General features: G+C 53.3%; 24 protein-coding genes and 1 tRNA gene. 17 read left to right on the top strand and 8 right to left on the bottom strand.

Annotation, left to right across the window (positions count from 1 at the left end):
* Position 1 precedes the first annotated feature (1 nt).
* From AC55FS_RS05750 to hemA, 4 genes are read right to left on the bottom strand one after another with little or no spacing between them, the layout of a single operon-like run.
* Complete coding sequence (locus AC55FS_RS05750; RefSeq protein WP_496935112.1) at positions 2-751, bottom strand: HesA/MoeB/ThiF family protein; 750 nt, start codon at positions 749-751, stop codon at positions 2-4.
* Positions 744-1,583 carry a peptide chain release factor N(5)-glutamine methyltransferase gene (gene prmC, locus AC55FS_RS05745; RefSeq protein ID WP_496935111.1) on the bottom strand — a complete coding sequence of 280 codons (840 nt, stop codon included), beginning with the start codon at positions 1,581-1,583 and terminating at the stop codon, positions 744-746. Before prmC ends, AC55FS_RS05750 begins: the two co-directional genes overlap by 8 nt.
* Complete coding sequence (gene prfA, locus AC55FS_RS05740; RefSeq protein WP_496935110.1) at positions 1,583-2,671, bottom strand: peptide chain release factor 1; 1,089 nt, start codon at positions 2,669-2,671, stop codon at positions 1,583-1,585. Before prfA ends, prmC begins: the two co-directional genes overlap by 1 nt.
* Before the next feature lie 4 nt (positions 2,672-2,675).
* Positions 2,676-3,953 (bottom strand): glutamyl-tRNA reductase, encoded by a 1,278-nt coding sequence (gene hemA, locus AC55FS_RS05735; protein ID WP_496935109.1) that lies wholly within the window; start codon positions 3,951-3,953, stop codon positions 2,676-2,678.
* A gap of 133 nt (positions 3,954-4,086) precedes the next feature.
* Between hemA and AC55FS_RS05730 the strand changes: the two genes are divergently transcribed.
* The 11 genes from AC55FS_RS05730 to AC55FS_RS05680 all read left to right on the top strand — a co-directional run bounded on the left by AC55FS_RS05730 (position 4,087) and on the right by AC55FS_RS05680 (position 13,003).
* Positions 4,087-5,838, top strand: coding sequence for a tetratricopeptide repeat protein (locus tag AC55FS_RS05730; RefSeq protein WP_496935108.1), 1,752 nt, complete (start codon positions 4,087-4,089; stop codon positions 5,836-5,838).
* Between the two features lie 2 nt (positions 5,839-5,840).
* Positions 5,841-6,395 (top strand): lipoprotein insertase outer membrane protein LolB, encoded by a 555-nt coding sequence (lolB, locus tag AC55FS_RS05725; RefSeq protein ID WP_496935107.1) that lies wholly within the window; start codon positions 5,841-5,843, stop codon positions 6,393-6,395.
* Between the two features lie 37 nt (positions 6,396-6,432).
* A complete protein-coding gene (ispE, locus tag AC55FS_RS05720) occupies positions 6,433-7,239 on the top strand; it encodes a 4-(cytidine 5'-diphospho)-2-C-methyl-D-erythritol kinase (RefSeq protein ID WP_496935949.1) in 807 nt (268 codons plus the stop codon).
* A 4-nt stretch (positions 7,240-7,243) separates the two neighbouring features.
* Positions 7,244-7,318, top strand: a tRNA-Gln gene (locus AC55FS_RS05715).
* 50 nt (positions 7,319-7,368) lie between these two features.
* Positions 7,369-8,310: a ribose-phosphate pyrophosphokinase gene (locus AC55FS_RS05710; RefSeq protein ID WP_094058414.1), complete on the top strand. Its 942-nt coding sequence runs from the start codon at positions 7,369-7,371 to the stop codon at positions 8,308-8,310.
* Positions 8,311-8,391: 81 nt separating this feature from the next.
* A complete protein-coding gene (locus tag AC55FS_RS05705; protein ID WP_496935106.1) occupies positions 8,392-9,024 on the top strand; it encodes a 50S ribosomal protein L25/general stress protein Ctc in 633 nt (210 codons plus the stop codon).
* Positions 9,025-9,094: 70 nt separating this feature from the next.
* Entirely contained in the window at positions 9,095-9,682 is a 588-nt protein-coding gene (gene pth / locus AC55FS_RS05700; protein WP_496935105.1) for an aminoacyl-tRNA hydrolase, read from the top strand.
* A 50-nt stretch (positions 9,683-9,732) separates the two neighbouring features.
* Complete coding sequence (gene ychF / locus AC55FS_RS05695) at positions 9,733-10,824, top strand: redox-regulated ATPase YchF (protein WP_496935104.1); 1,092 nt, start codon at positions 9,733-9,735, stop codon at positions 10,822-10,824.
* 115 nt (positions 10,825-10,939) lie between these two features.
* Positions 10,940-12,118 carry a multidrug effflux MFS transporter gene (locus AC55FS_RS05690; protein WP_496935103.1) on the top strand — a complete coding sequence of 393 codons (1,179 nt, stop codon included), beginning with the start codon at positions 10,940-10,942 and terminating at the stop codon, positions 12,116-12,118.
* An 84-nt stretch (positions 12,119-12,202) separates the two neighbouring features.
* Entirely contained in the window at positions 12,203-12,766 is a 564-nt protein-coding gene (locus AC55FS_RS05685; protein WP_496935102.1) for a TetR/AcrR family transcriptional regulator, read from the top strand.
* 72 nt (positions 12,767-12,838) lie between these two features.
* Complete coding sequence (locus AC55FS_RS05680; protein ID WP_496935101.1) at positions 12,839-13,003, top strand: hypothetical protein; 165 nt, start codon at positions 12,839-12,841, stop codon at positions 13,001-13,003.
* Positions 13,004-13,191: 188 nt separating this feature from the next.
* Here AC55FS_RS05680 and AC55FS_RS05675 read toward each other — a convergent pair whose 3' ends face one another.
* Entirely contained in the window at positions 13,192-13,782 is a 591-nt protein-coding gene (locus AC55FS_RS05675) for a hypothetical protein (RefSeq protein WP_496935100.1), read from the bottom strand.
* Between the two features lie 261 nt (positions 13,783-14,043).
* Between AC55FS_RS05675 and miaB the strand changes: the two genes are divergently transcribed.
* From miaB to lnt, 5 genes are read left to right on the top strand one after another with little or no spacing between them, the layout of a single operon-like run.
* The gene (gene miaB, locus AC55FS_RS05670; protein WP_496935948.1) at positions 14,044-15,384 is read left to right on the top strand and encodes a tRNA (N6-isopentenyl adenosine(37)-C2)-methylthiotransferase MiaB; all 1,341 of its coding nucleotides are present in this window, start codon (positions 14,044-14,046) and stop codon (positions 15,382-15,384) included.
* Between the two features lie 21 nt (positions 15,385-15,405).
* Entirely contained in the window at positions 15,406-16,434 is a 1,029-nt protein-coding gene (locus tag AC55FS_RS05665; RefSeq protein WP_496935099.1) for a PhoH family protein, read from the top strand.
* Complete coding sequence (gene ybeY, locus AC55FS_RS05660) at positions 16,431-16,907, top strand: rRNA maturation RNase YbeY (RefSeq protein ID WP_496935098.1); 477 nt, start codon at positions 16,431-16,433, stop codon at positions 16,905-16,907. Before AC55FS_RS05665 ends, ybeY begins: the two co-directional genes overlap by 4 nt.
* Positions 16,904-17,767: a CorC family transporter gene (locus AC55FS_RS05655; RefSeq protein ID WP_496935097.1), complete on the top strand. Its 864-nt coding sequence runs from the start codon at positions 16,904-16,906 to the stop codon at positions 17,765-17,767. The genes ybeY and AC55FS_RS05655 overlap by 4 nt, the downstream gene beginning before the upstream one ends.
* Before the next feature lie 25 nt (positions 17,768-17,792).
* A complete protein-coding gene (gene lnt / locus AC55FS_RS05650; protein WP_496935096.1) occupies positions 17,793-19,328 on the top strand; it encodes an apolipoprotein N-acyltransferase in 1,536 nt (511 codons plus the stop codon).
* Here lnt and AC55FS_RS05645 read toward each other — a convergent pair.
* A complete protein-coding gene (locus tag AC55FS_RS05645; RefSeq protein ID WP_496935095.1) occupies positions 19,270-20,100 on the bottom strand; it encodes a FadR/GntR family transcriptional regulator in 831 nt (276 codons plus the stop codon). The two genes, lnt and AC55FS_RS05645, sit on opposite strands and share 59 nt — an antisense overlap.
* A 129-nt stretch (positions 20,101-20,229) precedes the next feature.
* Between AC55FS_RS05645 and AC55FS_RS05640 the strand changes: the two genes are divergently transcribed.
* Positions 20,230-20,571 (top strand): DUF6164 family protein, encoded by a 342-nt coding sequence (locus AC55FS_RS05640; protein WP_496935094.1) that lies wholly within the window; start codon positions 20,230-20,232, stop codon positions 20,569-20,571.
* On the opposite strand, the gene mutT is transcribed toward AC55FS_RS05640, so the two are convergent.
* Together mutT and argJ are read right to left on the bottom strand one after the other, a co-directional pair.
* Positions 20,558-20,980, bottom strand: a complete 423-nt coding sequence (mutT, locus tag AC55FS_RS05635) for an 8-oxo-dGTP diphosphatase MutT (protein ID WP_496935093.1) — start codon at positions 20,978-20,980, stop codon at positions 20,558-20,560. The genes AC55FS_RS05640 and mutT overlap by 14 nt on opposite strands.
* Entirely contained in the window at positions 20,980-22,197 is a 1,218-nt protein-coding gene (gene argJ / locus AC55FS_RS05630) for a bifunctional glutamate N-acetyltransferase/amino-acid acetyltransferase ArgJ (RefSeq protein WP_496935092.1), read from the bottom strand. The genes mutT and argJ overlap by 1 nt, the downstream gene beginning before the upstream one ends.
* Positions 22,198-22,204: the final 7 nt, after the last annotated feature.

The raw sequence follows: 22,204 nt of genomic DNA, 5'->3' as shown, positions 1-22,204 counted from the left end.
GTTATTGAGGCGAATTTGCCGCACAGTCACAGTCGCTGCGCCGTTGCAGCTGCCAACGACGCCAATCGCTGTTGAGGGCATCGTAGCTAAACAGATGGCCAACCGGCGCAGGCAGCCCCAGTAGCAGCTTCAGCGTTTCCACTGCTTGCATGCAACCAACCACCCCGACGACGGGCGATAAAATACCACTGGTTGCACAGCTGGCCGTATTGTCATCTAGCTGTGGATAAAGACAGCGATAGCAAGGAGACTGCGCATCGCGTGGATCAAACACCGCCAACTGACCGCTCAGGCCGATGGCAGCCCCTGATACCCAAGGAATTTTCTTTTGCCGACAAGCGCTGTTAATGGCGTAGCGCACAGCGGCGTTATCGCTGCAATCAACCAGCACATCGACCTCCGACAGCTGCTGCAGTAGCCAGGGCAGGTCCGCTGCGATTGGGTGGGTGATTACCTCAACATCGGCATTTATACGCTTAAGTTCTAACCTGGCGGAATCCACTTTGGGTTGGCCTAGTGTGGCATCACTGTGGGCCAGCTGGCGCTGTAAATTCGACAACTCGACACTATCTGGGTCTACCAGGCTCAAGCGACCGACACCACTGGCGGCTAAATATTGCGCTACCGGACAACCCAATCCGCCGATGCCAATCACCATGACATGGGCATCCAATAAAGCTTGCTGTCCATCTACATCCACCTGGGGCAATAACAGTTGGCGAGCGTAGCGCAGTAATTGCTGATCATTCATGCGAATGTTGCTGCCATTGGCCGCCACTGATGCGATCCTGACCTGCCAAATCACAACGCGTTTGCAGCGCTTTAAATCCACCCTGCTGCAGTAACTGTTTAACCGACTCGGCCTGCTGCCAGCCATGTTCCAGTAACAGCCAGCCCTGGGCAGATAAAAATTCCGGAGCCTGGCGAATGATCTGCTGCAAGTCAGCTAGGCCGTGCTGCTCTGCGACCAACGCGGAACGTGGCTCAAAGCGCACATCACCTTGCTGCAAATGGGGATCATCGGCATCGATATAAGGAGGGTTACTCACGATCAGATCAAAGCGTCCACTGAGCGCCGCAAACCAGTTGGATTGCAGCACAGTCACGTTCAAATCGAGCCGCTTAGCATTGCTTGCCGCCAAAGCCACCGCATCGGCCTGGGCATCGACGGCGCTAATTTGCCACTGCGGCCGCTCACTGGCCAATGCCAACGCTATAGCCCCGGTTCCAGTACCCAGATCCAACACCCTGGCATTGTCTGGCAGGGCCAGTTGCAGCGCCCACTCCACCAAAGTTTCGGTATCTGGGCGCGGAATCAGAGTACTGGCATTGACCTGCAACGGCAGCGACCAAAATTCGCGTTCGCCGAGTAAGTGTGCCACCGGTGCACCTTGCTGGCGCTGCTGCAAGAGCTGCTGGGCTTGCTGTTGTTGTTGCTCAGTTAACTCACGATCCGACCAGGTATACAGCCAGGTGCGATCGCGCTTTAACACATGGGCCAGCAGCAGTTCACTGTCCAGCCGAGCACTGTCAGATTGCACTAGCTGGTCACGAGCCCAACGCAGCCATTGCTCGATCTGCATCAGTGATTGCCAGCCATTTCTGCCAATAAGTTCGCCTGATGTTCCTGAATAAGCGGCTGCAGCACAGGGTTCAAATCGCCCTGCATAATTTCATCCAGCTTATACAGGGTCAGGTTGATGCGATGGTCCGTTACCCGCCCCTGTGGATAGTTGTAGGTGCGAATGCGCTCGGAACGATCGCCTGAGCCGACCAAACTTTTACGCGTCGCCGCTTGCTCGGCTTGGGCTGCTTGCAGCTGAGCATCGCGCAGGCGAGTGGCCAACAACGCCATCGCCTTAGCACGGTTTTTATGCTGCGAACGTTCGTCCTGACATTCAACCACCAACCCCGTGGGTAAATGGGTAATACGGATGGCCGAGTCGGTTTTGTTAACGTGCTGACCACCGGCACCCGAGGCGCGAAAGGTGTCGACGCGCAGATCGTTTTTGTTGATATCGATTTCTTCTTCTTCGCCCACTTCAGGCATGACAGCCACGGTACAAGCTGAGGTATGAATGCGCCCCTGGCTTTCGGTTTCAGGCACCCGCTGAACACGATGGGCACCGGACTCAAACTTCAGCTGTGAATACACATCGGTGCCAGAAATGCGGCTGATAATTTCTTTATAACCACCATGCTCACCGTCGCTGGTGCTGACAATCTCTACCCGCCAGCCACGCAGTTCGGCATAGCGGCTGTACATACGATACAGGTCGCCGGCAAAAATGGCAGCTTCATCACCACCGGTACCAGCGCGGATTTCGACAATCACGTTGCGACTGTCGTCCGGGTCTTTTGGCAACAGCAGGATCTCGATGTCCTGGGACAACTTCTCTAACGCTTGTTCCGCCGCTTGTTGCTCTTCGACACCCATCGCGCGCATATCGGGATCGCTGTCGCTGGCCAGCAGTTTGGCTTCTTCTAGGTCAGCTTGGGCCTGCTGGTAGGCATCAAAGGTTTGAGCCACGGTTTCCAGCTCGGCGTATTCCTTTGACAGGCTACGAAAACGGTCCTGATTGCTGGCCGCTTCCGGCTCTGACAGCAGGTGTCCAACTTCTTCGTAGCGATCACGCAGGTGTTCGAGCTTACTGATTATGGAGCTTTTCATGATGTTATTTGTCTTCCACGGAGGTAACGGGACGATCGAGGCGGTACAGCTCACGGGTCCAGTCGAGAACTTCAAGCCGACCTTCTGCGCCGGCTTTGCGCAGCGCCACCGTCGGCGCATGCAACATTTTATTGGTATAGCTGTGGGCAAACTGGCGCAACACACGTTCCGGATCGGCACCGGTTTGCAGTTGCGCCAATGCTTTTTCTAACAGCGCCTGCTGCACATCGACCGCTTGCTCACGCAATTCACGCACCGTCGTCACCGCATCCAGCGTCTTGAGCTCACGCATGAAGTGATCGACACCCGATAAAATTAGCTCTTCGGCTTGCTGAGCGGCGTCTTCACGAGAGCGCACATTTTCTTCGATGATGTCGCGTAAATCATCCACGGTATATAAGTAGACATCGGCTAACTCAGCGACTTCTGCTTCAATATCACGCGGCACCGCGATATCGACCATAAACATCGGACGATGACGGCGCTGGCGCTGCGCCTTTTCCACCGCGCCTTTGCCCAGAATTGGCAACGGGCTAGCAGTCGACGAAATGACAATATCCGCTGCCGATAACACCACCGGAATATCTTCCAGCAGCACGGCGTCGGCGTGAAACTCTTCTGCTAAGTGCTGGGCACGAGCCAAGGTACGGTTGGCCACGGTAATCTGCTTAACGCCAGCCTGTACTAGATGGCGCGCCACTAATTCTATGGTTTCACCGGCGCCAATCAGCAATGCATGACTGCGAGATAAATCAGCAAAGATATGCTGCGCCATGCGCACGGCAGCAAAAGCCACCGACACGGGATTTTGGCCAATGGCGGTATCGGTGCGGACCCGTTTGGCAATGGTAAAGGTTTGCCGAAACAGCCGGCCTAACTCGGTACCGACGGTGCCTTGTTCTTGAGCCACGGCATAAGCAGACTTCATTTGACCAAGAATTTGCGGTTCGCCCAGCACCAATGAATCTAATCCACTGGCCACCCGCATGGTGTGCTGAACCGCCTGCTCGTGCTGCAAGCAATAACAAGCAGGGTGCAACTCCTGTGACGAAATGCCGTGATATTGCGCCAACCAATGCACAATGTCGTCGGCCTGCAGCTGCTCTGCACTACAATAAAGTTCGGTGCGGTTACAGGTCGACAAGACGACGACTTCGTCGACGGCCGGCATGTCAGATAGCTGCTGCAGCACCTCCGGCATCCGTGCAGGATCAAACGCCACCTGCTCGCGCACCGATACCGGTGCGGTCTTGTGATTGATGCCCACTGCCCAGATCGCCATACTGCTGCCAGTTGCTCCACGGTAAAAGGCGCCGATTATAAAGTAGCCGTGCGTCCTTGCCCACGACGAAAACTTTGACTTGAATCGGCATCTAACTGTAAATACACCCACTTTCTAAATAATGCGAATGTCTATGGCCAATTTGTTCTACCGCTCTACCCGCCACCTATTGCGATGGGTCGCTACCCTAGCGGCACCCGTGTGGATTGCAGGTTGCGCCAGTGTTGCTCCGGTCAGTGAAGCGCCCAGCGCAGAAACAAAGCCTGACAAGGTAGTACCGGTAGAGGTTCAGTATCGTCCTATTCCTGCCAATACCTTATATGCCTTATTAGTGGCCGAGTTCGCCGGTCAGCGACAACGCTTTGATATCTCTCTGCACAACTATATGTTGCAGGCTCGGCAAACTCGTGACCCGGATATTGCCGAACGCGCCAGTCGCATTGCCAGCTATGTTGGCGCTAACGAGCTGGCAGCTGAAGCCACTGAGATTTGGCTGACGAGCGCTCCAGATGATCCTTCAGCCCATCACGCCGCCGCCCAAGCGGCCATAGAACAAGGCCGTCATCAAGCAGCACTACAGCATTTACAAGACTTGCAACGTTTGGCCGGCATTAGCCAGTTTGACTACCTGGCAGCCAATGCCAACCAGCTACCGGCAGAAGAGCAAAAGCTGTTATTAGGACAATTACAGCAACTGCATCAACAGTGGCCTAACAATGCCAACCTGACCTACGCCATCGCCATTATGCATCAGCATCTAAAGGATTATGAGCAAGCGCTAAGCAGTATGGATAAGGCGCTAAAGCTGCAGCCAGATTACTCCAGTGCAGCCATGCAAAAAGCCCGTCTATTGGCACAAATCCAACGCACCGACGAGGCAGTTACTTGGTTAGAGCAACAGTTACCTCAGTTTCCAAACAATAAAGGCATGTCGGTATTGTATGCACGGCTGCTGCTAGAGCAACGGCGTATGGAAGAAGCACGGTCGGCTTTTCGTGACTTACACCAGCGCTATCCAGATGACGAAGCCTTGACCTTATCCTTGGGTTTGATCGAGCAAGAATTGCTGGCGTTAGATGAAGCCACAGCGTTACTGCAAAGCTTGCTTAATAGTCGTCGCTACAACAACGAAGCGCACTTTTATCTCGGCAAGCTGGCCCTTGACCAGCAAGACGTTGACAGCGCCTATGAGCATTTCAGCCAGGTAAAGGACGGCCGTGAGTTTTTGCCAGCACAATTGCAAGCAGCAGAAATCAAACAACAGCTGCATGGCCTCGACCAAGCCCGTGCTTATCTAGATCAGCGCCGCGCTCAGTGGCCAGATAAAACCGTCGATTTGGTGCGCATAGAAGCTGAGTTGTTATCTCAACATGGCGATATTGATGAAGCCATTGCTCTGCTGGGCCAAGCCTTAACCCTGCAGCCTGATCACATCGATCTGCGTTATACCCGCGCCATGCTGGCCGGACAGCTGGATGATATTGCCCTGTTGGAGCAAGATTTGCGGTTTATTATCGCGCACCAACCAGATCATGCCGAAGCGCTGAACGCCCTAGGCTACACCCTAGCCGATAAAACCGAGCGTTGGGAAGAGGCTTACCAACTGATTAAACAAGCCATGGCGCTGTCAGAAAACAATCCAGCCATTATCGATAGCCTGGGTTGGGTGTACTTCCGCATGGGGCAGCTGGACAAAGCCCGACACTATTTGCAGCAAGCCTTTGATCTGATGCCAGACCATGAAATTGCCGCTCACTTAGGCGAGCTATTGTGGATCAGTGGCGAAAAAGAACAGGCCATTGATGTCTGGCGTCAAGGTCTGGAGCAAACGCCAGACAGTTCCTTTATTGAAGAAACCCTGTTGCGATTAAACGTCGAGCTGTAAGTATGTTGCGCTGTATTGTCATTCTGACCCTGCTATTAAGCGGCTGTGCCAGCCTGTCTCCCTCTGCCAGCAACGATGGATCAGCAAGCTGGCACGTGCGCGGCAAGCTATCCGTCACCACGCCACAAGACTCTGTGACCGGTTATTTAACCTGGGAGCAGCAACAAGATGCTTATGACTTATTTATTTCTGGGCCGTTAGGACAAGGGGCCTCGCGCCTGACCGGCAACCAGCATAAAGCCGAACTGACCTTACCAGGTTGGAAACAGCCGCAACGCGCCGCCTCGGCGGAGCAGTTGCTAAAACACTATATGGGTTGGTCGTTTCCCGTCAGTGATGTGCGCTATTGGGTGCAAGGCCAAGCTAGCCCAGCAAGCGACGCCGATGCGCAGCGTGATGAGCAAGGCCGGCTGATCACATTGAAGCAGCACGGCTGGTCAATTCGATTTAGCCGCTATAGCCGCTATGGCCAGCGCTGGCTGCCAGGACTCATCAAGGTCAGTGGTCATCAGCATAAATTTATCTTTGCCATCAAGGAGTGGACGTTGCGTGGCTGACTGGTTATCTGTGCCGGCTCCGGCCAAGTTAAATTTGATGCTACATATACTGGGGCGTCGCGACGATGGTTACCATGAGCTACAGACCCTGTTCCAGTTTCTTGATTACGGCGACGAGCTAGAGTTTCGCCGACGCGATGATGACCAGATCACCCTGACACCTGCCATTGATGGCGTCGATTTTGAAGACAACCTTATCGTTCGAGCTGCTCGGGCTCTGCAAGGGCTGAGTGACAAACCCTGCGGTGCCGATATTCACCTGCACAAAGTATTACCGATGGGCGGCGGACTGGGAGGTGGCAGTTCAGATGCGGCCACAACCTTGCTGACACTAAACAAATTGTGGCAATTACAGCTGTCATTAGAACAACTGGCAGAGCTGGGTTTGCGTTTGGGCGCTGACGTACCTGTGTTTGTTCATGGCCAAGCGGCCTTCGCGGAAGGGGTGGGCGAAATTCTCACACCCACGCCTGAGCTCGATGAACCCTGGTATTTGGTGGTGGTTCCGCAAGTCCATGTTAATACAGGGAAAATTTTTTCAAATAAATGTTTGACACGTGATACGCCCGCCATTAATATTCGCACCGCGCTGAGGCGAGAGGGAAACAACGACTGCCAAGCAGTTGTTTCAATGCTCCACCCTGAAATAGGTAAAGCATTGAATTTGCTAAATATTTTCTCTCCTGCTAAGCTAACCGGAACTGGAGCTTGCATCTTTTCAAGGTTCAGATCCGAGCTAGAAGCCATCAAGGTTTCTAAGCAACTGCCGGCCGAGTATTCGACCTTTGTTGCGAAAGGTATTAACCATTCGCCAACACACAAGGTACTGTTCGGACCGTCTTAAAAGTTGGGGTGTCGCCAAGTGGTAAGGCAACGGGTTTTGATCCCGTCATTCGCAGGTTCGAGTCCTGCCACCCCAGCCACCTTCTTCTATGCTTTCCATCATTGATTCATTACATCGAAGAGGCTGCTTGTGTCTAAGTTGATGGTCTTTACCGGTAATGCCAACCCGGAGCTCGCTAAACTCGTCGTTGAACGTCTGGATATTCCGCTGGGTGAAGCCACTGTTGGCAAATTCAGTGACGGCGAAACGACGGTCGAGCTGGATGAAAACGTTCGTGGTAAGGATGTCTTCATTCTGCAACCTACCTGCGCCCCTACCAATGACAATCTGATGGAAGTGCTGCTGTTGTCTGACGCACTGCGTCGCGCATCAGCCAGTCGTATCACCGCCGTTGTGCCTTATTTTGGTTACGCTCGCCAGGATCGTCGTCCACGTTCTGCCCGTGTACCTATCAGTGCTCGCGCAGTAGCCGACATGATGTCAGGCGCTGGCATTGACCGCGTACTGACGGTGGATCTGCACGCTGACCAGATTCAGGGTTTCTTCGACATTCCGGTAGATAACGTTTACGGCTCACCTGTGCTGCTGGATGACCTGGAGCGCCAGAACTACGACAACATGACCATCGTTTCTCCGGATATTGGTGGCGTTGTTCGCGCTCGTGCATTTGCAAAGCAACTGAATGTTGACCTGGCCATCATCGACAAACGTCGCCCTAAGGCCAATGTGTCAGAAGTTATGAACATCATCGGTGATGTCAACGATCGTACCTGTGTACTGGTTGATGACATGGTCGATACCGCTGGTACCTTGTGCCAGGCCGCCAAAGCCCTGAAGAACTTTGGTGCGAAAAAAGTTGTCGCCTACTGTACACATCCTGTACTATCCGGCCCCGCTGTTGAGCGTCTGTCTGATACCGAACTGGACGAACTGGTGGTCAGCGATACCATCCCGTTGTCCGAAGCCGCCAAGGCAACCGGCGTTATTCGTCAATTGACGATCGCTGGACTGCTGGCTGAGTCAATTCGACGCGTCAACAATGAGGAATCCATCAGCGCCATGTTCCGCTGATCGACCTCGAAAGATTTTTTGAAACCGCCTGAACTGGTCGCAAGTTCAGGCGGTTTTGTATTCAACCTAGAGGAAAACACCATGTCAGAATTTACTCTGAATGCAGAAATTCGCGAAGACTCAGGGAAAGGTGCGAGCCGCCGCCTGCGTCGCGAAAACGGCGTACCAGCCATCGTTTACGGCGGCAAAGCCGGCAGCAACGATCGCAAGCCACAATCGATCACTTTGAAAGCCAACGAACTGGCTCGCGCTTTGGAAGAAGAAGCGTTCTACAGCTCTATCATTACCCTGACTGTGGGTGACAAGTCTGAGCAAGTGATCCTGAAAGATCTGCAACGTCACCCTGCTAAAGACCTGATCTGGCACGCTGACTTCTTGCGTGTGACTAAGTCCACCAAGATCAAAGCACACGTTCCACTGCACTTCATCAACGAAGAAAGCTGTGTTGGCGTGAAAATGGGCGGCGGTAAGATTGCTCACCAGCTGACCAACCTGGACATCATCTGTTCAGCCGGCGACCTGCCTGAGTTCATCGAAATCGACATGGCAAACGTTGAAGTGGGTACTGTTATCCACTTGAGCGACCTGAAACTGCCTAAAGGTGTTGAGTCTCTGGCGCTGTCACACGGTGCAGATCACGACACCTCTGTGGTAACTGTTATCGCTCCTAAAGGCAGCGCAGCAGAAGAAGAAGGTGAAGAAGCGGCTGAATAAGCCCCATCTCACTGACAAAAAGCGGGGCTGGTCCCCGCTTTTTTGTGTCTGAAATAAAGGTAACACTCTGATGGCAAATTCGATTCAGCTGATCGTTGGCCTCGGCAATCCTGGCGCAGAATACGAGCACACCCGCCATAATGCCGGTGCTTGGATGGTAGAACGCTTGGCCCGCGCCAACGGTATTACTCTAGCTGCCGACAAAAAATTCTTTGGCTTATGTGGTAAAGGGCGCATTGGCAATCAAGATTGTTTTCTGCTGCTGCCCACCACCTTCATGAATCGCAGCGGTCAGGCGGTAGCGGCGCTGGCCAATTTTTATAAGCTAAAGCCCGAACACATACTGGTCGTTCACGATGAACTCGACCTGCCACCCGGCGTAGCCCGCTTTAAGCAAGGCGGCGGACACGGTGGTCAAAATGGCTTACGTGACATCATCTCTAGCCTAGGAAACAGCAAAGACTTTCATCGTTTACGCATTGGCATCGGCCACCCTGGCGATAAGAGCCGCGTCACCGGCTATGTACTCGGCCGCGCCAGTAAAGCGGAGCAGCAGAGCATGGATAACGCCATTGAAGAAGCCATGTGCGTGCTTCCCGACGCCATGACAGGTGATATGGCCAAAGCCATGAATCGACTTCACTCCTATAAAGGGTAAAATACCCGCAATTTTTTCGCCGTAACGCAGTTTCGACACAGGATACAACTATGGGTTTTAAATGTGGCATCGTTGGTTTACCCAACGTCGGCAAGTCCACCTTGTTTAACGCACTGACGAAAGCGGGCATTGATGCAGAAAACTTCCCTTTCTGCACCATTGAACCCAATGCTGGCGTGGTGAACATGCCAGACAAACGCCTGGATGAACTGGCGGCCATCGTCAATCCTGAGCGCGTGGTTCCGACGGCGATGGAATTTGTCGATATTGCGGGTTTGGTAGCCGGTGCCTCCAAAGGTGAAGGTCTGGGCAACCAGTTCCTGGCCAACATTCGTGAAACCGACGCCATTGCCCACGTGGTGCGCTGCTTTGAAAACGATCAGGTGATTCACGTCGCTAACCATGTCGACCCAGCCGCCGATATTGATGTCATCAATACCGAGCTGATTCTGGCCGACCTAGAATCGTGTGAGAAGCAGTTGCAACGAGTAGTCCGCGTTGCCAAAGGCGGCGATAAAGACGCCATTGCCCAAAAAGCCCTGCTAGAACGCCTGATTCCGCACTTTGAGGAAGGCAAAACTGCTCGCATGCTGGACATGAGCGATGATGAACTGAAACTATCACGTCAGTTCCACCTGCTCACCACCAAGCCCACCATGTACATTGCCAACGTTGATGAAGACGGCCTAGAAGGCAATGCCTACGTCGATAAAGTGCGTGAGATCGCCGACAGCGAAGGCGCTTCCGTGGTGGTGGTGTGTAATAAAATCGAGGCCGAAATCGCCGAATTAGACGACGAAGACAAAGACGAATTCCTGGCCGATATGGGCATGGATGAAGCCGGTTTGGATCGTGTTATTCGCGCTGGCTACGAGCTGCTGGGTTTGCAAACCTACTTCACCGCCGGGGTGAAAGAAGTACGTGCCTGGACCATTAAAATTGGCTCCACCGCGCCACGTGCAGCAGCAGCCATTCATACCGACTTCGAGCGTGGCTTTATTCGCGCTGAAGTGATTGCCTACGACGACTTCGTCAGCTGCAAAGGTGAAGCCGGTGCCCGTGATGCTGGCAAATGGCGCTTGGAAGGCAAAGACTACATCGTTAAAGACGGAGATGTCATTCACTTCCGCTTTAACGTCTAACCGCCAGGCGCAGTGCGGCTGGCCTGCACTGCGCTTTGCTGCAACACCCTGTTGCTAAAAGCACGCTCGATCCACTCTGCAAAGCCCGTTATCATGCGGCTTTTGCGTACCTACCATGCCCCTCGCTCTATTACTTGCCCTGCTGACGGCCATCGCCCCTTTGGCCATCGATATGTACCTGCCGGCCATTGCCGCCATGGCCACCGATCTCAACAGCGATATTCATCAGGTTGAACTGTCTGTCAGTGCTTTTCTACTGGGCTACGCCGCTGGTCAATTACTCGGCGGGCCACTGTCTGATCGTTATGGCCGCAAACCCATTATTTTGCTTGGCCTGATGCTGTATTTGCTCGCCTCCATCTACTTGGTGAGCGTTACCGACCTTACCACGCTACTCTGGTGGCGCGCGGTACAAGCCATCGGCGGCGGCCTGGCCACGGTCAATAGCCCAGCGGTGGTGAGAGATCGATGCCAAGGTGACGACATCGCCCGTACTTTGTCCATGGTGGCGATGATCATGATGTTGGCTCCACTACTGGCACCGGCCTTGGGCTCCGTCATTATTCATCTCGGCGATTGGCGAGATATTTTTGTCGTACTGGCAGTGTATGCTGCGGTAGTGATGGTGATTGTGGCTGCCACGCTGGAAGAAAGCCATCCAAAGGATCAGCGCGTTCGGCAATCGCCTTGGCAAAATTATTGGCAAGTGATCAGCGAGCCATCGTCACGGCCTTATATTTTGGCCCTGGCATTTGCTTTTGCCACCATGTTTGTATTCATTACCGCCGCCCCCTTTCTGTACCTGGAGTACTATCAGCAACCCCCGGCTCAGTTCGCCTGGCTGTTTGGCGCCAATATCATCGTGATGATGACGCTAAACCGCTTGAACGTTTGGTTGCTGCCCAGACTGGGTAGTCATCGTTTATTACAAGCAGGCACCGCCTTGCAACTGAGCACCACCACCCTATTGGCACTGCTCAGCTGGCTCACCACCCCGCCACTGTGGCTGGTATTGCCATTGATTATGCTCAGCGTCGGATCTCTCGGACTCATTGCCGCCAATGCCATTGGCATAGTGCTTCACAACTTCCGTGCCATCAGTGGCTCAGCCACGGCACTGATTGGTGTTACTGAGTTTGTAATAGGCGCGCTATTCGGTTGGATCTGGGCTCTGCTGCATGATGGCAGTGCTCGTCCCATGATGAGCATGATGATGCTCTCTGCTGCCCTGGCCTGTGGATTGGTCTGGCTTGGCAATCGGCGCCAGCATTATTCCACTAACGCAACAAACTGATCCTAATGCTTGGGACTGATTTGTTTTGCATCTCTCCTAGCTCAGGAGCAGAATGAACATTCAGTCACAACTAAGCAGTATGGAATGGATAAACGCCAGTGCATTCTGGAAGCCACCGCCGAGCTAATCGCCGAGCATGGCCTTCAGGCTTGCCCCATGTCCGCCGTGGCCCGCCAGGCCGGCTGTGGTGCAGGTACCATCTATCGTTACTTTGAAACCAAGGACGAACTGGTACAGGAGTTATATCTTGAGTTGGTGAGGCGCATGACTCAGCGCTGCCTTGATCCATACGACGCCAGTGCTTGCGTAAAACTGCGGTTTTTCCAGTTCTGGGGCAACTTTTACCGCTATATGCGCACCAGCCCCAGAGACTGTGCACTGTTAGAGCAGATGTCAGCGTGTCCAGCCATTACTGAGGCCACCATAGAGCGTGCCAGCAGTGAGCTACACCAAACGGTCTATAGCATTCTGCACGATGGCCGACAGCAGCAAGTGCTAAAAGCACTGCCAGAAAAGGTACTCAGCACCTTTGTCTACGGCGCCCTGTCGACCTTAGCGAAGAAGTACCACACAGCGCCCAATCTGATGGGCGAAGAGCTGGAAGTGGAACAGCTATTGACCATGTGCTGGGACGGCATTAAAGGCTGAGCACACCTTGGGACCAATTGGTCTCATACTAAAAATAGAATGAACATTCACTCAAGCAAGGTAGGATACAACATGGCAACAACTCAGACTGCCCAACTGCACGCACCCACTGCTGCACATCCTGCAGCCTCTGCGCAAACAGCCGCTCGTCGTCTTAATACTGGGTATTTTGATGTGCTGGCCGGTCTGGCATTGTCACAAAAGCGTGAACGCCAGCGCCAGCAGCAAGACAGCTAACACTATTTAAGCTAGCGTCCCCCTTTTCCCTGAGCAACGACTAACGCCACTCGGGGAAAACGGGCGCAAGCTTTTTGTTGACCGCCCCCTCAATCAGGGGGGCTCATCCGTCCCTTAACGCGTTAACCATCCATCTTCACGCCTGCAGTGAGCACTATTCAACTCATAACAGCGTGATCGAAACAGTGTTAATGCCTGACCTCAGAGTCGCCCTGGTCTGAGCTGGCAAAATAGGACGGTAAAACGTTCAGCCGGCTCATCACTAGAACGCTGTGGTCAGGAATGGTGTCACCGCTGTCGGTATCTATGCCATCCAGCAAAATGCAGGTGGCATCGATCGAATCGAGAGCGACCACCACCGCCAGCGGAAAGCCATTTTTGGTATTCAGTGCCACTAGATCGCCGATTTCCAATTCGTGGCGCTCGGTATTGAAATCATCGGCTTCCAGCTCTTCACCTGGTCTTGGCGTGCGAAAGCGTGCCAGAGCCACCAAGTGAATAATGCCTTGCACCACATCATCGGTCAGGTCGAGCACGAGCTCTGACTCGTCTGATAGGTCCATGACCCTATCCACGAGTGTCATAAATAAATCGTTATCGTCATCAGACCAGCGCAAATCCACCGGATCTGGGGAGCGCCGTTTGGCTTGAATGGTAACGTCGGTGGGGAATTCGGCCGATACTTGGCCATCATCGTCAGGCATCAACAAACTGATGACATCGAAGTCGTTGGTCTGTCCACTGATGCGCCAAAATAGTGGTTGCATCGCTGTAGTCATGAGCAGGCTCCTTGTCCATAGTCGGAATGCTGGGGTGGCCTGGTTGGCCGCGATGATCGACCTCCTCGCAACGAATGCATGCCCGATGTATAGCAGGGCCATGCAGGCATGACAAGGCATTCCTGCTTGAATGGTCTACAAACCATGGACAAGCGAGGCAAATACTGGCGAAGAAGTAGTCAGCAATCGTATAATGTTGCGCCTTTTTACCGGCTCTGCCGTGATTCACCGAACTACGCAATGACAGGTGTTATGACAACAGTGAGCAAAAAACTCTACATTAAGACCCATGGCTGCCAGATGAACGAATACGATTCATCACGTATGGCCGATATGCTGGGCGAAAGCCATGCCATGGAGATCACGGATAATCCCGATGAAGCGGACGTGATCCTGCTCAACACCTGCTCTATCCGCGAAAAAGCGCAGGAAAAGGTGTTTCATGAGCTGGGCCGCTGGAAGCACCTGAAAAGCAAGAATCCGGATCTCAAAATCGGCGTGGGCGGCTGTGTTGCCAGCCAAGAAGGCGATGCCATTATTCAGCGCGCGCCCCATGTTGATATGGTGTTTGGTCCACAAACCCTGCATCGCCTGCCAGACATGGTCAATAAAGCCAGCAATGCTATTCAGGTGGTGGACGTTACCTTCCCAGAAATCGAAAAATTCGATCATCTACCCAAACCTAAGGTTGAAGGCTGCAGCGCCTTTGTTTCGGTGATGGAAGGATGTTCCAAGTACTGCACCTTCTGCGTGGTGCCTTACACTCGCGGTGAAGAAGTCAGCCGGCCATTAGCCGATGTACTGGCCGAAGTCGAAGCACTGGCTGAGCAAGGAGTACGTGAGATCAACTTACTCGGTCAGAACGTTAACGCCTACCAAGGTGATACCTTAGACGGCGATATGGCGGACCTGGCTGAGCTGATCACTCAGGTAGCCGAGATAGAAGGCATTGACCGTATTCGCTTTACCACCTCACATCCACTTGAGTTCAGTGACAGCCTGGTTGATGTGTACGCTGAGGTGCCTGAGCTGGTCAGCCACTTGCACCTGCCGGTACAAAGTGGCTCCAACCGTATTCTGGCAGCGATGAAACGTGGCCATGAAATCGATCTGTATATCGACAAGATCGAGCGTCTGCGCAAACTGCGCCCGGATATCTCCATTTCATCGGACTTCATTATCGGCTTCCCCGGTGAAAGCGAAGAAGACTTTGCTGACACCATGAGTCTGATTGAACGCATTGGCTTTGATACTTCCTTTAGTTTTATCTACAGCCCTCGTCCTGGCACACCAGCGTCCAATCTTGACGATGACACGCCAGAAGAAGTTAAAAAGCAGCGTCTGCAAATTCTGCAAAGCCGTATTGTGCAGCACGCTCAGCAAATCAGCCGCCGCATGGTAGGCCGTGAAGAAGTCATCTTGGTCAATGGCGTATCGAAGAAGGACCTCGGTGATTTGCAAGGTCGGACCGAAAACAATCGCGTGGTCAACTTCCCATGCACCGACCACAGTCTGATCGGCAAGTTTGTCAAAGTCCGTATATTGGACGCTTATGCGAATAGTTTGCGCGGTGAAATCATCGACGCTAACAGCGCCTACTAACCAGTCATACCGAGGATACCCTTGAGTCAGCAACCCGCGAATGAAGCCGCTGTCACCCGGTTCACCTTAGAGCCGGATGACGCGCTGCGCTTGTCCAATCTGTGTGGCCATCTGGATGGTCACCTGCATCAGATTGCTCAGCATTTTCATCTGGAAATTTACAACCGTGGCAATCAGTTCAGTCTGGAAGGACCAGCTGGCGCCGCTAAGCGCGCAGCTCGGCTGATACAACGACTGTACAAAGAGACCCACAAGGGAACTGAGATCACGCCTGATTTGATCCACCTGTTTTTGCAAGAAGATGCCAGCCACCAGGCTCAAGCGCGCAGCGGTCGTCAGCAATTGGGCAATAGCATTCGTACGCCCCAGCTGGAAGTGAAAGCCAGAAGCCCCTCGCAAATCGATTATCTCGATCGCATTCGCCAGCACGACCTTAATTTTGGCATCGGCCCAGCCGGTACCGGTAAAACCTTTATGGCCGTTGCCGCTGCGGTCGAGGCACTGACCCGCGACGAAGTGAAACGCATCTTGCTGGTGAGGCCGGCGGTTGAAGCCGGCGAAAAACTGGGTTTTTTGCCCGGCGATTTGGCGCAAAAGATCGACCCTTACCTGCGTCCTTTGTACGACGCTCTGTACGAAATGTTAGGGTTTGATCAGGTCGCCAAACTGATGGAGCGTAACGTCATTGAAGTCGCGCCGCTGGCATATATGCGAGGCCGCACTCTGAGTCACTCGTTTGTCATTCTCGACGAGAGCCAGAACACCACCAAAGAACAAATGAAGATGTTCTTAACCCGTATCGGCTTTGGCTCTAAAGCAGTGATTACCGGTGATGTTACTCAGGTGGACTTACCGCGTGGTGTTTACTCTGGCTTAAAGCACGGCCTTAACGTGCTAGACGGCGTCGAAGGCATCGGTATCACCCGCTTTGGTAATCAGGATGTCGTGCGCCATCCGCTGGTACAACGTATCGTCGATGCCTATGACCGTCACGAGGCTGAAGAGCAACAACAACAGCGTGAACGTCGCCGCCAAGAGGATGACTCATGAAGGCGATGCTAGATCTGCAACTGGCAGATAACCTCAGTTCACGCTACCCACTGCCCAGCGAGGACGACATTCAACGCTGGGTAGAAGCTGCTTTACAGCAGGATTGCCAGCTTGAGCAGCCGGAGCTAACGGTGCGTTTAGTGGATGCCGATGAGAGTCAGCAACTTAACCACCAATACCGTGGCAAGGACAAGCCAACCAACGTGTTGTCTTTTCCTTTCGAAGCACCACCTGAGGTGCCCATACCACTACTGGGCGACCTGATTGTTTGCGTTTCTGTGGTAGAAGATGAAGCAGATGAGCAAGGCAAAGCCTGCGCTGCTCATTGGGCACATATGATAGTGCATGGCTGCTTGCATTTACTGGGGTACGACCATATAAAGGATGATGAAGCGGAGATAATGGAAGGCCTGGAACGCCAGATTATGGCAACACTGGGTTTTTCCGATCCATACCCTGATGAGGCCTCATGAGCGAAGACCGATCGAGCAGCCAGCCTAAGAGCTGGCTGGAAAAACTGACCGACCTGTTCTCTGACGACCCACAAAGTCGTCAGGACATCAAAGAAATTGTTCGCGAAGCTGCCAAACGCAGCATTGTCGACACTGAAACGCTGACCATTGTTGAAGGTGCCCTGCAGGTTTCTGACATGCAGGTGCGCGACATCATGATTCCACGGGCGCAAATGACGTCTATTGGCATCGATGAAGCATTGGCCGATGCGTTGCAGAAAATCACTGAATCGGCGCATTCACGTTTTCCTGTACTGGGCGATGACCATGACGAAGTGGTCGGTATTCTGCTGGCCAAAGACCTGCTGCCGCTCATTTTGAATGATCAGCGTGATGACTTTCACCTACGTGACGTGTTACGCCCCGCGACCTTTGTGCCAGAAAGCAAACGACTCAATGTATTGCTGCAAGAGTTTCGCGCGACCCGCAATCATATGGCGCTGGTGGTGGATGAATTTGGCGGCGTTGCAGGCCTGGTCACCATCGAAGATGTGCTGGAGCAGATCGTCGGTGAAATCGAAGACGAACATGACTTTGACGATGACGACAGTCTGATCAAGGTGATGGACGATGGCACCTGCATGGTTAAAGCGCTGACGCCGATCGACGATTTTAATGAGCACTTTAAGGCAGACTTTGCCAACAGTGAGTTCGATACTATTGGCGGCATAGTAGTGCATCATTTTGGCCGCGTGCCAGAGTGCAACGAAGCCATCAATATTGATCGCTGGCAGTTTAAAGTGGTCAACGGCTGCAGTCGTCGCATCAACCTGATGCAAGTGACAGCCTTAGAACCCGCCGACGAATCCGAAAGCGAATAACCCTCCTTAGCCCTGGAATAGCAACATGATGCGCCGCTGGAGCGACACCTCCTGGTTAAACTATTTGGTGTTAGCCGCTGCCGGCGCACTGTTTCCCTTAGCCCTAGCCCCGCTGTTTTGGTGGCCGCTGGGCATGGTCAGTGTGGCCGTGCTGTACCTGCAGCTGAACCGCTGTAGCTCTGCCCGCCAGGCTTTTAACCATACCTGGTGGTATGGACTGGGCCAATTTGGCGCTGGTGTGTCCTGGATCTACGTCAGCATGCATGACCACGGCGGCACCCCCGCCTGGCTTGCTATACCTTTGGTCGGGCTATTTGCTGGCTTCCTTGCCACCTTTCCTGCCATTTGGATGGCTGCAAGACAACGCTGGTTAGGCCAGACGTTCGCCTGGCTCACCTTTCCCGTGTTCTGGTTTCTGCATGAATGGTTTCGCAGCTGGTTTTTGACCGGCTTTCCCTGGTTATTTGTCGGTGATGGCCACCTATATAGCTGGCTTGCTGGCTGGGCTCCTGTCATCGGTAGCTATGGCTTGTCAGTTATTCTGATAGTGACAACCACCGGATTAGTGAGCGCTATTCAACGGCGTCAGCCAGCCTACGCCCTGGTACTGGTGTTATGGCCGATAGGGCTATGGCTGCAGGGTCAGCAATGGACTGACATCAGTGGTGAGCTCAAAGTCAGCGCGGTACAGGGTAATATTCCACAGCAACAAAAGTGGAAGCGTGAACAAGTGGCTCCAACGATGGAGACTTATTTTTCGCAAACCCGGCAACACTGGCAATCAGATGTCATCTTATGGCCAGAAACTGCGATGACGGTGCTCTATGACCACTTCACGCCCTATATGGAAGCTCTGGCTAACGAGGCGAGGCACCACAACAGCACGATTATTACCGGTATTCCCTATCGCTATCCGGTGGGAAGCTCGTTGGCCGGTGAGTATCACAACAGTGTGATAGCGATAGGCAACGGCGAAGGCATGTACCATAAACAGCGACTGGTGCCATTTGGCGAATACGTGCCGCTGGAGCAATTGATTCGCGGCTTAATTCCATTTTTTGATTTAGAAATGTCGAGCTTTCTGGCGGGCGCGCCCAATCAGGCACCGTTGCGAGTGCAAAAGCAGCAGGGCAATGAAGAGCAGCTGTTTTTGTTAGCACCCTATATTTGTTATGAAATTGCTTACCCAGACTTGGTCAACCGCAGCGCACGCCAAGCCGATATGCTGATTACTGTCAGCAACGATGCTTGGTTTGGCGACTCATTAGGGCCCAAACAACACCTGGCATTGGCGCAAATGCGCGCTATAGAAACACAACGTTATGTACTGCGCGCAACCAATACCGGCATCACCGCCTTGATCGACCACCATGGCAAGGTACTGCAACGCTTGCCTTATGAGCAAACGGCAACGTTAACGGCGACGGCACAGATGCGTCAGGGCACGACGCCTTACATGATGCTGGGCCTGTGGCCGCTGTTTGGATTTAGCGCGCTGATCATCATGCTGGCAGCATGGCAGAGGCGCTCTCCGGCTCACTCAGCAGTGCTTTCAAACTGACAATATTGCGCCCATTTTTTAACGGTGACTGCAGCAGCAGAGGCTTTGCTGGACGCGAGGCCAAATCCTTACGCAGTGGTTGGGTCAGCTCATCGATGTAGAGCTGATAATCATCAATCAGGCTATTGAGCTGCATGCAATCGGCTCCTGAGCGCATTAAAAAACCCACCATACGTTGCATATGGGCAGTGACATCAATCAGCTCATACATGCGGCTCACCAGCTGCAATCGAATACGACGTGAACTGATGGCTGAGGCTTGCAACACTTGGTTGCCAGTCGCAGCCATTAATTGATCAATAATGGCCACTTCCTGCTGAGCCAACTCATTGAGCGGTTTGGCCGCTTGTACATCCTCATGGAGCTGGCGAATCATCTCCATCATGCGCTCATCCTGCTCAGAGGGGCCTACCATAGCGCGCTTTTCCAGTGCTAACTGCACTGCGGTTGGTATCGCCCGATTAAACAGCTCCAGCCCCGCTAACAATAATTCGCTGCCCAATTCCAGCTCTGGAATACGGTACAGATTATCAAGAAAATCCAGCCCCACCTCGGTGCGATAATCGGCGACGATAATTCCTGACCCTTGGGTGCTACGCAATGCGTTCATACGCCCTAACATCCGCAGTGCCATGCGCAGTGAGGTTCGGTCGACATCCAGAAGCTGAGCCAGCTGACGCTCGGGTGGGAGTTTGTCTCCAGCGTGCAAGTCTTCAATAAAAATCAGTGCAATCAACAGATCGGCGATTTGGTCCGGCAGTGTTTTAGCCATGGCGAGATTAATCTTTTATTATTGTAATTGCCTGCTAGTGTCGAAAATTGCCGGCATCAGCGCAAGCTTTGCAATGAGAACAATAGCGAACTATTTGCTCAGAGACCTTGTTACCAACTGGAGATAAGTGTGGCCCGACTGCTATTCAGACTCAACGATGTCGAGCAAGAAGAAGCCGATGCGGTACGCGAGCTAGTGGCCGATTTCGATACTTATGAAACCCATGCGGGTCGCTATGGGCTGTCGGTGGCGGCCATTTGGCTGAGAGACGAAGCTGAATATAATGCCGCGCGAGCCCTGATCGATGAGTACCAGCAACAACGAGAAGAGCAACAGCGCGCATTGTTCGAACAACAGCCCTACCAGCCCTGGTGGCAACGTCTGCAACAACGGCCAGCAGAACATATCGCAGTGCTGGTTGCGATTGCATGCGTACTGGCCATTATGCTGTGGCCGTTTAGGGGTTGGTAATCGCCAACCGCTGTTGAATGGCCTTCACTATATCCACATTCGCGGCGGGAAATTGATAGTCGGCAAGCTTTTCAGCTTGCACCCAACGCACTTCCTGTCCCTCAGCACCATGAGCCAATAACGCGTCATTAACGCCCACCTCGACCCAATAAACATCCAGTAATACATGTTTATCCGGATACTGATGGGGTATCTGCAACAAAGGAGTCATAGCTTCTGGCCGCACGGGCAAAGCCATTTCCTCGTCCAGCTCACGTACCAGCGCCGCTGCAACGCTTTCACCAGACTCAACCTTGCCGCCAGGAAACTCCCACAAGCCGCCCTGATGTTTATCATCAGGACGCTTAGCGATGAGAATTTCGCTGCCATTCACACAAGCCACGGCGACCGCAACATGAACTTCTTTCATTAGGAGCGATAATCCGCGTTGATGGAAACATACTCATGGGATAAGTCCGACGTCCATAAGGTGTCGCTGTACTGCCCACGTCCCAACTCGATGCGCACACAGAATTCAGCACCAGCTAACACTGCCGCGCCAGCTTCTTCGGTGTATTCAGCACAGCGGCCGCCATCGGCGACAATTTGCACATCTTCCAGGAAGATTTGGATGTAACTGACATCCAAATCCTTCAAACCAGCACGGCCAACCGCAGCCAATATGCGCCCCCAGTTGGCATCCGAGGCATACCAAGCCGTTTTCACCAGCGGTGAATGGGCAACACAATAGGCCACATCCAAGGCTTCCTGCGGCTCCGCTGCGCCATTTACCTGCAAGGTGACAAACTTAGTCGCGCCTTCACCATCACGCACTATGGCCTGGGCTAACTGCTGAAATGCCGCCTTTAACGCTGCAAATAGCTCATCAGCGCCAGCAGCCTTATCATCATCAATGCGTAACCCCGACTTGCCGGTGGCAATCAGCATGCAACAGTCGTTAGTTGAGGTGTCGCCATCAATGGTGATGCGGTTAAAGGAACTATCAGCCAGCTGCCGACACCAACGCTGCAACACAGGTGCTGCAATATCAGCATCGGTGGCGATAAAGCCCAGCATGGTCGCCATATCCGGCTTGATCATGCCGGCACCTTTGGAGATGCCGGTGATACGCACGCTGTGCCCTTCAACCATCAGCTCACGGCTATAACCTTTGGGGATGGTATCTGTGGTCATGATGCCAGCCGCCGCACGATGCCAGTGACCTTCATCCAGATCAGCTAACGCCAGCGGAATACCGCGTTCAAACGCCGACATATTTAGCGGCTCGCCAATCACACCGGTCGAAAAAGGCAGCACCTGGGCCGGTTCGCACTGCCCCTGAGCGGCCAGCAGATGACAGCTATCCACCGCATTGTCATAGCCTGCTTGGCCAGTACCGGCATTGGCATTGCCGGTATTGATCATCAAGTAACGCGGTGAGCTGTCCTGCAAGTGCTGGCGACAAATAGAAACCGGCGCGGCACAAAATGCATTGCGAGTGAATACCCCAGCGCATTGGCTTCCTTCGGCCAGCTCAATGATCACTAAGTCATCGCGGTTTTGATAGCGCATTGCCGATTGGGCAACACCCAAGCGAACCCCTGCCACTGGCAGGAATTCGCTAAAGCGACTGAGATTAACAGCCATGTATGCT

It is taken from the genome of Bacterioplanes sp. CLAM21 (assembly GCF_059641015.1).
This window is presented reverse-complemented; position numbering and strand designations above follow the sequence as displayed.